The 11951-nt window shown below is 40.1% G+C and carries 10 protein-coding genes; 9 read left to right on the forward strand and 1 reads right to left on the reverse strand.

The features are described 5' to 3' along the window. Positions 1–566: 566 nt before the first annotated feature. The 9 genes from IM479_RS05640 (at position 567) to IM479_RS05680 (ending at position 8839) form a co-directional block, all read left to right on the forward strand. Positions 567–887, forward strand: coding sequence for a DUF433 domain-containing protein (locus IM479_RS05640; RefSeq protein WP_287684055.1), 321 nt, complete (start codon positions 567–569; stop codon positions 885–887). 8 nt (positions 888–895) lie between these two features. After that, positions 896–1249 carry a DUF5615 family PIN-like protein gene (locus IM479_RS05645; RefSeq protein WP_287684057.1) on the forward strand — a complete coding sequence of 118 codons (354 nt, stop codon included), beginning with the start codon at positions 896–898 and terminating at the stop codon, positions 1247–1249. Between the two features lie 254 nt (positions 1250–1503). Next, a complete protein-coding gene (locus IM479_RS05650; protein ID WP_287684058.1) occupies positions 1504–2283 on the forward strand; it encodes a Uma2 family endonuclease in 780 nt (259 codons plus the stop codon). Between the two features lie 427 nt (positions 2284–2710). Continuing rightward, the gene (locus IM479_RS05655; RefSeq protein WP_287684059.1) at positions 2711–3721 is read left to right on the forward strand and encodes a glycosyltransferase family 2 protein; all 1011 of its coding nucleotides are present in this window, start codon (positions 2711–2713) and stop codon (positions 3719–3721) included. A 73-nt stretch (positions 3722–3794) separates the two neighbouring features. Then, positions 3795–4676, forward strand: a complete 882-nt coding sequence (locus IM479_RS05660; protein WP_287684067.1) for a class I SAM-dependent methyltransferase — start codon at positions 3795–3797, stop codon at positions 4674–4676. A 16-nt stretch (positions 4677–4692) separates the two neighbouring features. After that, a complete protein-coding gene (locus IM479_RS05665) occupies positions 4693–5646 on the forward strand; it encodes a methyltransferase domain-containing protein (RefSeq protein ID WP_287684069.1) in 954 nt (317 codons plus the stop codon). A gap of 60 nt (positions 5647–5706) precedes the next feature. Next, positions 5707–6783, forward strand: a complete 1077-nt coding sequence (locus IM479_RS05670; RefSeq protein WP_287684070.1) for a glycosyltransferase family 4 protein — start codon at positions 5707–5709, stop codon at positions 6781–6783. Between the two features lie 51 nt (positions 6784–6834). After that, positions 6835–7947, forward strand: a complete 1113-nt coding sequence (locus IM479_RS05675; RefSeq protein ID WP_287684072.1) for a glycosyltransferase family 4 protein — start codon at positions 6835–6837, stop codon at positions 7945–7947. Then, positions 7937–8839, forward strand: coding sequence for an NAD-dependent epimerase/dehydratase family protein (locus IM479_RS05680; RefSeq protein ID WP_287684073.1), 903 nt, complete (start codon positions 7937–7939; stop codon positions 8837–8839). The genes IM479_RS05675 and IM479_RS05680 overlap by 11 nt, the downstream gene beginning before the upstream one ends. A 235-nt stretch (positions 8840–9074) precedes the next feature. Here IM479_RS05680 and IM479_RS05685 read toward each other — a convergent pair whose 3' ends face one another. Then, positions 9075–11783: a bifunctional acetate--CoA ligase family protein/GNAT family N-acetyltransferase gene (locus IM479_RS05685; RefSeq protein WP_287684076.1), complete on the reverse strand. Its 2709-nt coding sequence runs from the start codon at positions 11781–11783 to the stop codon at positions 9075–9077. Positions 11784–11951: the final 168 nt, after the last annotated feature.

Below are 11951 nucleotides of genomic sequence, written 5' to 3' on the forward strand. Positions count from 1 at the left end.
AGGTTTTTAGACTTTTTTTCCCTCAAAAAGTGCCGACCCTTGGAGTGATTGGGGGGAAAATTCCGGGACTTTTTCCCTGAAAATTAGGTAATTGACCACCTGAAAATGGGTAAAACCCCACACCCCACACCCCAACCCCCCACCCCCCAACCCCCAACCCCCCCCGAAAAACTTTTTCAGCAAACCCTAAATACATATACGGTGAGACTCCCGTTGAGGTACTACGTCACGGTCATACTGTTGGGTTCTATTTCCCGGTTAAACAGAGGAGTAAAAGCGCGGATATCGCTGCCTTACAAGCGGTGGCCGCTCAATTTAAGTACCTGTTAAGTCAAAAGGGAATTTCCGAAGACGACATTGTTCGTGAGTTTCGTCAGATGTGTGAAGCGGACAGAACAAATCAGACAAAGGATTTGGACGAGTGAGACTCAAATTCGTCGTTCTCGACGCTGGTATCATCATAAGAAATAGACATCTCCAAAAATCTATACCCCAGTCCTAGCACTGGTATTACTACTTGGTAATGGGATTTCTTATCCTTTTAGCTAAACAGCAACATTGCTCCTATGAAATTAGCCTCCATTCCGACAAAACAGTACATCGAGCAACGAGAAGAAGAATATTGGCTCGAAGGAACTCGTATATCTCTTGATTCAGTTGTCTATTCTTTCTTGAACGGAGAATCGCCTGAAAGCATTGCCCAAAATTTCCCACTCCTTTCCCTCGAACAGGTTTATGGCGCGATCGCTTTCTATCTGGCCAATCGAGAGCTTGTCGATGCCTATCTGAAAAAGGGTGAAGCCGAGTTTCAGGGACTACAACAGTCTTGTAGAGAAAGGAGTCCTTTGCTGTACCAAAAATTGAAGGCAGCTCAAGCCCAGAAGTAGAGGGCAGCATGACAGAAATTCGCTTTCAGGCTGATGCGGATCTTAGACAGGCAATTGTGACTGGTGCAGTCCGCAGACAACCAAATCTGGATTTTCAGTCAGCTAATGAAGCAGGGCTTGAAGGAATAAAAGATCTAGCAGTTTTAACCATTGCAGCACGGGATGGTAGGGTGCTGGTCACGCACGATCGCAAAACCATGCCGACTGAGTTTGGTCAATTCATCATGTCGCAAACGAGTTCTGGTGTTCTAATTCTTTCTCAGAATCTTGCAATCAGCGAAGCGATCAATGCAATTATCTTAGTGTGGGAAGCATCTACGGCTGAGGAATGGATCAATCAGATTATGACTTTTCCATTTTAAATGGCTACACACGGTTTGGTTTGAAATCCTCGGAAAATGCTGCATAACCTTAGCAATCCACCGCAATACGCACCGACCCAGTGAAAGAAACTGCCCCCGCTTAATAAGTATATGTGCTTAACAAAAATCTAATTTCCTAGAAGAAGGCTATAATTACCATGATATTTTGCCCCCATCTCAATTCTAGCCAGTAGATTCTTTTCCCCAGTGCCAGAGGAAAAAGCCCCATAAGTCTAATCACCAGTGTAGCTCCGATGACTTCCACTATTGCCCCTTCTCGACCTTCACTGCCCACCCAAGATGAATTGCCCTGTGATGACGGCGTTCCCATGGAAACCCAACGACATAAACTACAGATGGATATCCTGATTGATGCCTTGTTACCCTGGTTAGCTGCTAGGGAAGATGGCTATGTGGGGGGCAATATGTTCGTTTATTTCAGTGCCGCACAGTTAAAAAGCGAGGAATTTCGCGGACCCGATTTTTTTGCTGTCCTGGGGGTTCCCAAAGCGGAAAGAAAAAGTTGGGTGGTTTGGGAAGAAGGGAAAGCTCCCGACGTGGTTATCGAACTCCTTTCCGAAAGTACCGCTCCACAGGATAAAACTGAAAAGAAAGCCATCTATCAGGACCGTTTGCGAGTGCCAGAATATTTCTGGTACGATCCCTTTAATCCTGAAGACTGGGCAGGTTTTATCCTCAGAGAAGGCAACTACGAGCCATTATCTCTAGAGGAGGGAGAAAGATTTTTCAGTCAAAGACTAGGGTTGTCCTTGGTACGCTGGCAAGGGGAGTATAAGGGAGTCGAGGCAGTGTGGTTGCGTTGGGCGACTTTTGCTGGCGATTTACTGCCCACAGAGTCAGAGCTAACTGAACAGGAGAGAATGCGGGCTGAACAGGAGAGAATGCGGGCTGAACAGGAGAGAATGCGGGCTGAACAGGAGAGAATGCGGGCTGAACAGGAAAGAATGCGGGCTGAGGATTTAGAAGCATTGCTTCAACGCTATCGAGAGCGTTTTGGAGATTTGCCGGAATAATGACTCTCCAGGAAGCTAAATAGAAGATATGATACTAAATCCGTTGAGTATAGGCTACTTATGAGGAGAGGCACTCATGCAAGAGGCAAGAGGCAAAACGGAGAATAAATAATCAGTTTTTAATAACCGGATTTAGGATGAGAACATTTTTTCCCATTATATCGGGAGAGCCGTTGGCTTTCTAGTATTGGCTGGTTAAAAATTTTCTTTACAATAAGTTCATCATCAGGTACAATGGCTCTAAATCTTAAAGTTAATTTTTTTAGCTAATTACATTAGCTGATATAACCCGCAGGCTAGTTTAATAGTATTTTAGCAAGTATGAGAGATCTAGAATAATCTTTCTCATTCTATATAGCTAATTATAAACTGACCTAGTTGTAATTATGATTAAAACGCTTGTAGCTTGCCAATATCAAGATAAGATATGACAATAAAACCACCATTGCAAGAGAAAAAAACTATCGAGCTAGATGCTAACTTCTCTACAACTCGCCGAGTAACTATGGAGAGGCCTGCTATTATTAACGATTCTTCTGCAAAAGTGCAATCTCATTTATTTTTGCCACCAAATCCAGAACGCAAGGGAGAAGGGGGATTAAGAACAAAGGGATATTTCAAGCACTCCTACACGGAGACAAGTGAGTTATCGGAAAAATTTGCAGTTCCTTTGGTTACTATTATAACGGTAGTTTTTAATGGAGAAAAGCACTTAGAGCAAGCAATTCAGAGTGTCATTAGCCAGTCTTACAATAATGTTGAGTACATTATTATAGACGGAGGTTCTACTGACAGCACAATTGATATTATTCGTAAGTATGATGATCAGATAGATTATTGGTTGAGCGAACCTGACGAAGGTATATATGATGCGATGAATAAAGGCTGGAAATTGAGTCAAGGAGATTACATTTACTACTTGGGGAGCGATGATATATTGTTAAATATACCTAGCCAATCTCTTCAGAAAGCAAGTTTAAACAATACGGACATAATTCATGGCAATGTAATTATGGATAACGGTCAGCTACGGATCAGTAGATATAATCCATTGATTGTGTTCAAAAATACTTTATGTCCCCAAGGATTATTCATTAAGAAAAACTTACTTGCTCAACTTCCGTTCAACACGAAATATAAAATATATGCTGACTTCGATCTTAATCAAAAGATTTATAAGATGAGTGCATCGTCAATCAAAGACAAATCTACAATTGCTTTTTTTAGACTTGGTGGTGCCAGCAGTTCCTATCAAGATAACTCAAAATTAGCGAATTGTAAGCAGGAGTACGCTAGAGTTATTTATGATAATTTTGGTTTGTGTGGGCTGATTTTATCTTGGATTTGGGGGGCTGTACGAGGTTTAGTTGTTAGACACAATATCCATTTACATACCGATTACAAAACCTTGAAAAAAGTTTTAAAAGACTGCGAATAATCCTTTTTATTCGAGTGATATTTGCATGAACATATTTGAGCAATAAACAATTTAAAGGAGTTAGACACTTTCTATGCAGAGTACAGCAAATAGTAGCAATTATCAACATTTATTAAGTATAATCAATACTGAATCTTACAGACATTCAACTCATCAAGAAGTCAAAATTCTAGATGTTGGGTGTGGTAACGGACAATTGATTGCATACTTGACAAAAAATCTTCCCTGTGCACAGCCAAATATTAATTGGAAAGTCTATGGTTTAGACGTGGTTAATCATGGTGTTCAAAAAAAGGGGTTTATGGATGAAACAATTGAAAATCTATCAAAGAATTTTTCTGAGATAGATTGGCATGAAAGACTAACTTTAATGTATGATGATGAAAAGTGGCAATATCCAGATAATTTTTTTGATGTAATTATTTCTAACCAAGTGGTGGAACACGTCAAGAATCACATACTTTTTTTTCTTGAGATATCTAGAACATTAACAATGAATGGATACTCTGCACATCTATTTCCCTTATCTGACGTTCTCTGGGAATGGCATATTCATTTACCTTTGGTTCATAAGGTGAAAAATTTTGATTTTTTGTTTGATAACATTAAGTTTTTAAGCACTTTAGGTTTAGGGACTTTTCATAGTCAGACTAAAGAATCGAGTATATCTTTGGACGATTGGACTGAAAAACATACGGATTATTTACCTTATTTTACCAACTATATTAGCTACCAAGAGATTTTAAAGATGGGCAAAATATCTAACTTAAGAACATCTTTTAGATATACGAGAGAACTTTATCAACTATACCTAGACAAAAAAATGAAACGAACACCAAAATCAATTTATACCAACCATAATAGCTCATTTATCTTGGAGTTTTTATCTATATTTTTTCTTAAGTATATTGCCAGTGTAACTTTGTTTCTTGAGAAAAAACAGACTTTTAACTAATCAATCGGAGTAAAAAATGAATCAATTTATCGAGACGTTGAGTCAATGCCCTAAGTGCCAAAGTAGTCAATTAATTTTTGACGATCATCAGATTATTTGCAAAAACTGTAGTTCTGAATTTGCTATTATTAATAATAAACCAGTATTCATTCGAGAAGATAATGAAATTTTTTCTCCCTCTTTTTATACTAATGCGGTTACTAATTACAGTTCAAAAGAGAAAAAAAATATATTCTCAAAAATTGTCCCTAGTCCCTCGATTGCATTCAACCATGCTGAGAGGATTCAAAATTTCGCTCAGACTTTAAAAAAGTTTACCCCAGCCTATGTCTTGGTTGTGGGTGGAGGAAATCAGAAAAGAGATTTGGATAGGTTAATGTCAGAATATAGCAATATCAAATTGATCTATTCCGATGTTGATGTTAATGCAGATGTCGATTTATTCTGTGATGCTCACGATCTTCCTTTTCAAGACCAAGTTTTTCATGGTATTATTACCACAGCAGTTTTAGAGCACGTTCTCTACCCCGAAAAAGTCGTTAGTGAAATGCACAGAGTTCTCAAAGATGGTGGGGTAATTTATTCAGAAATTCCCTTTATGCAGCAGGTTCATGAAGGGGCCTATGATTTTACCAGATATACCCTTTCTGGTCATCGGCGCTTGTTTAACTATTTTTCAGAAATTTCCAGTGGTTTAGTGGCAGGACCTGGAACAGTTTTAGTCTGGTCTATCGAACATTTCGCTTTATGTTTTACTGGCAATAATACCTCAAGATTATTAACTAAAGCGATGGTGAGATTAATGTTTTCTTGGCTTAAATATTTTGACTATCTATTCAAAAATAATCCTCAAGCTCTCGATGGAGCTTCTTGTACATATTTCTTAGGAAAAAAATCTCCTGAGAAAGTAGTTTCTGATCAAATGATTATTGAGAGATATAAGGGAGCTAATAATCTTCGCCATACCTAGAGAATATCGTCAACTCTCCAGTTTATACAAGAAAATAATCTAATTAAATCCTCAACAGTGATGAAAATTTTGTTATTTAGTCGCTACGATACTTTAGCTGCTAGTAGCCGCTATCGTACTTACCAATATTTGCCTTATTTGAAAAAAGAGGGAATAGAGGTTGAGACCGCTCCTTTATTAGATAATGATTATCTTAGAACTCGCTACTTAGGGAAAAAATACCCTTTATCGAGATTATTATCTGCTTATCAACAGAGAATTTCGCTGCTATTGAAATCTCAAAAATACGATTTAATCTGGTTAGAAAAGGAAGCATTACCTTGGCTACCAGCTTGGCTAGAATTACTGTTGCTCAGAGGAAGAACACCTTATGTAGTTGACTATGATGACGCAGTTTTTCACCGTTACGATCAACATTCTGCTTCTGTAGTTAGATGGCTATTGGGACAGAAAATCGATCGAGTAATGCAGAATGCTCGCTTAGTGATTGCGGGAAATGATTACTTAGCTAACAGAGCAACACAAGCAGGAGCTAAATGGGTGGAAATATTACCCACCGTCGTCGATCTCGATCGCTATCCCTTATCAAAAGCTCCTCAAAATGAAGTCTTTACCATCGGCTGGATAGGAACCCCACTGAAGTTTTTTAATTATATCAAAGAACTAGCTCCTGTTTTAAAAGAAATTTGTCGAGATGGTGGTGCCAAAGTCGTTGCTATTGGTGCCAAAGAGACAAATATAGAGGATATACCTTTAGAAATTAAGCCTTGGTCAGAAGCAACCGAGGTGAAAGAGATGCAACAATTTGATGTAGGGATTATGCCCCTTACTGATACGCCATTTGAGCGAGGAAAATGCGGATTTAAACTAATTCAATATATGGCATCTAGTCGCCCAGTTATTGGTTCACCAGTAGGGGTGAATGCCGAGATTATCGAGCAGGGTATCAACGGTTTCCACGCTAGTAGTCAAGCTGAATGGCTGCAAGCTTTTCAAAAACTTAAAAATGATCGATATTTAAGGGAAAGCATGGGATTAGCGGGCAGAAAACTTGTCGAAGATAAGTATAATATTAAAATAACTGCTCCTAGACTGCTTCAGCTATTACAGGCAGCTGTCCAAGTTAAAAAAACTTAAACTTGTTCTCATAAAATTATCCATAAATAAAGAGTTTAAACTGTACACAAAATGAAAATACTTTTTATTATAACTAGAGCAGATACCGTTGGGGGCGCACAGGTTCATGTGCGGGATTTAGCGAAATTTCTCCAAGATTCTCACCATCAAGTCTTAGTTGTTACTGGAATCAAAGGAATTTACAATCATGACTTGCAAGGACAGCACATAAACAATGTATCTTGTCAATACTTTGGCAAAAAAATTAACTTAATTCAAGACTGGAAAACCTTAAATTTTCTTCAAAAAATTATTGCAGAATTCCAACCAGATATTATCAGCACTCACTCTAGTAAAGCGGGAATTTTAGGACGATTAGCAGCCAGAAAAAGCAAGACTCCTTGTATTTTTACCGCCCATGGTTGGGCTTTTACAGGAGGTGTACCAGAGCCGAGTCGAACTATCTATCAGTGGTTAGAAAAAATCACAGAACCTTTAGCTAATAAAATTATCTGTGTTTCGGAACAAGATCGATCAATTGGACTAAAAACTGGTATGCAACCCAATCGATTATTGACCATACATAATGGGATGCCAGATCTACCAGCAGAATTGAGAGCTAATCCTAGTCATGCTAACCCTGTTCGTATTGTTATGGTGGCAAGATTTGATCAGCAAAAAGACCATGTAACCTTACTGAAAGCCTTTCAAAATATTCCCGAAGCCCATTTAGATTTGGTCGGAGACGGTCCGGATTTAGAAAAAATTAAAACCTTAGCCAAGGAGCTAAAAATTATCGACAGAATTAATTTTTTAGGCTTTCGTACCAATGTAGCAGAAGTATTAGCCCAAGCCCAAATATTTACTTTAATATCTAATTGGGAAGGGTTTCCTCGCACCACAATCGAAGCAATGAGAGCAGGACTACCAGTTATTGTGTCCGATGTTGGGGGAGCGTCAGAAGCAATTATGGAAGGAATAACAGGTTATATTGTACCCCGGGGAGATGTTAACACTTTACACCAGAGACTATTACAATTAGTTCTAGATGCTCAGTTCAGGACTAAAATGGGAGCGGCAGGACGCAAACGCTACGAAGCAGAATATACTTTTAAGAAGATGTTTGAAAAAACCTTTCAGGTTTATGAGCAAGTTTTAGAGAAAAGGACTAAAAATGATGATTGAGAATAAATTGTTAATCACAGGTGCTACAGGGTTGCCAGGTGGTTTTTTCATGGAACGTTTGGCATCTACTAAGCCTGAAATAGAAATACATTGTTTAATTCGCCCTACTAGCGATCGCAGTATGTTAGATAGTCTAGGATTACCCATAATCTATCATATTGGTGATAGCTCGATTCCAGAAACTTGGCAGCAAATTTTTAGTGAAAATAATTTTCAAACCATTATCCATCTCGTCCAGCTTCGACAAGTACCAACCATACTTAATAGTCTAAAAAAATTCCAACAAACTCCCCGATTAATTATCATCGGAACCACGGGAGTGTATTCAAAATATAATGAATATTCTGCCGAGTATAAAAAAGCAGAAAGCTATTTACAACAATATGCTGGTTCTTATGGTCTCCTGAGACCGACAATGATTTATGGTTCTCCCCAAGATAAAAACTTACACAAATTGATTAAATTCTGTCACCGCTACGGATTCTTTCCCATTTTTGGTTCTGGGGATAACCTGTTACAACCAGTTCACGCTGATGACATTGCCCAGATGTTGTTAAAAGTCTGGGAATGTCCTAATATAAAAGGTGCTTACGATCTTTCCGGAGGTAGTATTGTTTCCTTCCGTCGGTTAATTTTATTGGTAGAAAAGTTATTAGGAAAATCAGTACGACCCCTATCTTTTCCTTTAAAATTTGGCATTTGGTCGGCTACTCTATTAGAAAATACATTAGGTAAAAATTCACCAGTGCGACGAGAACAAATCTTGCGATTACAAGAAGACAAAGCTTATTCCCATGAAGAAGCTAAAAGGGATTTAGGGTTTACTCCTCGTACTCTAGAAGTCGGACTACAACAAGAGATAGAATTAATGCGCTCCCAAGGCATAATTTAACTAATTAAATCAATTTTTGTCTTGACTCTAGATATATAGCAAAGACCAAGGTGCTTAGGACAATCCATCGCTGAAACCCTGTTCAGATAAGAGTTTGAAAATTGAAAGCGTCCTAAATAACCCATTATTTGCTATATTCAAAAAACCCTGAATTGGCAACCTCCCTTTACTTTAGAGCAAGGATTAGCCCAAACAATTCAGCCAGAAAATTAGTGATCAGCTTGTCAAAAAGACTTCATAATTCAAGTTCCGCTTTGACAAAATCGGGGGTTTTATAGAGAGAAAACCCCACTTTAGCCGCTATCATCTGCATAGCGCGGTTATCCCTTAAAATTTCCCCTTCAATTCCATCTAATCCTTCCTTTTTGCCAATAGTGACTAAACGCTGTAGTAACTCCGTACCAATTCCTTGACCTTGATAGTCATCCCTAACTAATAGGTCAAATTCTGCCACATTAACGCCGTGTAGTTTATTTAAGCGTCCTATAGCGATAATTTCTCGATCTTCCGTCTGATCGTTATTAATCTCTACCACTAAGCTCATTACTCGATCGTAGTCGATAAAACAAATGCGCGTAAGACGATCATAAGCGGTTTGGCGATCGAGATTGACAAGGTGAAAATAACGATAATAAATGGTTTCTTCCGAGAGATAATGGTTAAATTGTCGCACTAAAGGCTCATCTGCTGCCCGAATCGGACGAATTAGCACCTTTAAGCCTCTTTTTGTCGTCCAAAGCCCTATATAATGTTCGGGATAGGGACGGATTGCCGGATGAGATAACTTTTCTGGGGGTGTAGTTGGAGGATGAAGAAGGATAGAAGCGGAAAGGGCGATCAATTGCTCTGAATCGGCAAAAAAGGGATTAATATCGATAGTTTTAATGCGAGGTTGTTCACTGACCAAGTGACTAAATTTAACGATTATTTGCTCTAAATTCGCTAAATTAAGCGATTTAAGCCCATTTAGTCCCTGAAAAGCCCGATAAATCTTGGTTTTTTCTAAAAGTCGGCGCGCGAGATTAGTATTTAAAGGAGGTAGAGCGGTGGCGTAATCTTGAAAAATATCGACTAAACGGCCACCAGTACCGAAAATTATCACCGGTCCGCACTGATCATCGTAATTAGAGCCGATAATTAACTCATATCCTCGATCGATCTCTAACATCGGTTGAATACTCACCCCGAGAAAATGCTCCCGACCCACTTGTGCGCTAACATTAGCTTCGATCGCCTGATATGCTTGCGCGACTGCTATAGAGGAAAAAAGTGGCAATTGTACCCCACCCACCGCGCTTTTATGGATAATCGTCTGGGAATGCAGTTTCATCACCAGGGGATAACCGAGAGATTCAGCGAGATTAACTGCTTCTGCGGCACTTTCAGCAATTTCAGTGACAATAACAGGGATTCCATAAGCTTTGAGTATAGCTAAAGACTCTGACTCACTGAGAATTGTTCTATCCCCTGCTTGCTCGATAATCTGGCTAACTAAAACTCGATCAGAGCCATTTTCCTGAGAATTGGCTAAAATTGGCGTTTGATAAAGACCGCGCAGATTCTCTTCATATTTCCAGAGCAAATTAAACACCCGGGCCGCCGAATCGGGATAGCGATAGGTGGGGATACCCTGCTGATTTAATAACGCTACTCCCTCTGCAATGCCCTCTCCCCCCATCAAACTTGCTAAAATGGGTTTTTTAGTCTTTTGAGCGATTGAGGCGATGCTAAGGGCAATTTCTCGCAGATCGGTGTTAAAGCGAGGCGAGAGAATCATCAACACCGCATCGGTATGAGCATCCGCTAAAGCGATCTCTAGGGCGCGAGCGTAGCTATCGGGATCGCTGCTGCGACGCAGATCGATGGGATTTTGTGGGACAATATCCGCCGGAAAAAGAGGCTCTAGTTGCGCGATCGTTGCGGGGGTAAGGGTTGCCAGTTGTCCATCTTCCGCCAGTAAAGCCGAGGCCGCTAAAAGAGCGGGAGCAACACCATTGCTGATGATTGTCAAGTGTTTTCCCCGGGGAAATCGGGGAATTTTCCCTAAAACTTGCGTGATATTCAAGAGATCGGCCATTCTTTGTACTTCCACGATGCCACAGCGAGCAAAGGCAGCGGAGAGAGTTAGTTGATCGCTGGTCAATTTACCAGCATGGGAAAGAGCAGTGGGGTCAAAGTCGGTACTGTGGCGACTAATGGCGATAATTGGTTTATTTAGGGCAACTTCTCGGGCCGAGGACAGAAAAGAGCGGGCATTATTCAGGGATTCCAGGTAGATAACGATGCTTTTGGTTTGGGGATCGTCTCCCAAATAATAGAGTAATTCGCCCCAATCCACATCTAAAAGGACTCCGAGGGAGATAAAGTGACTAAAACCGACATTTTCGCTTAAACTCCAATCAAGCACGGCGGCAGCGATCGCACCACTTTGACTAATCAGGGCAATTGAACCAGTTTTCGGCAAGATGGGAGAAAAGGTGGCGTTAAGATTTTGGCTTAGATTGCTGATTCCTGAGCTATGAGGACCGATTATGCGTAATTTTTGACCGGCGATCGCTTTAATTTCCCTGAGTAAATTTTCCCCCATCTGGCCGGTTTCCCGAAAACCCGTGGAGAGAATCAGGGCGCATTTAACCTTTTTTTCGACAGATTGGGCGATAATAGCGGGAATTTCGGGAGCGGGGGCGGTGATAATTACCAGATCGATCGCGGCTGGGATATCTGGTAAACTGCCATAGGTGGGAAGATCGAGCCGGTTTTCGGGGTGAGGATTAACTAGATAAAGGCGGTGCTGACCGGGATTATCATGGAGATTATTTAAAAGAGTGCGATCTAGTTGGGGATTTTCGCCATTAAATCCCACCACAGCGATAGTTTTTGGCTCAAAAAAGGCTCTTATGGTTTGATGTTCGCCACCACGAGGAGCTAAGATGGAATTTAACATAAGTGGGTGGAATTAAATATAAGATCAACGTAGCGACTGTCTTGATTGTCAAGGGGTAACTCAAAAAACAATCAAGGAGTTGCTGTCGAACCTAAAATCTCAAGCCAGAAAAAAGCGCAGCAAAAACTAAGTCGCTCAGGTTAAACCAAAGCAAGCGCAACCCTTGAT

It is taken from the genome of Microcystis sp. M165S2 (assembly GCF_020245885.1).
Classification (GTDB): domain Bacteria; phylum Cyanobacteriota; class Cyanobacteriia; order Cyanobacteriales; family Microcystaceae; genus Microcystis.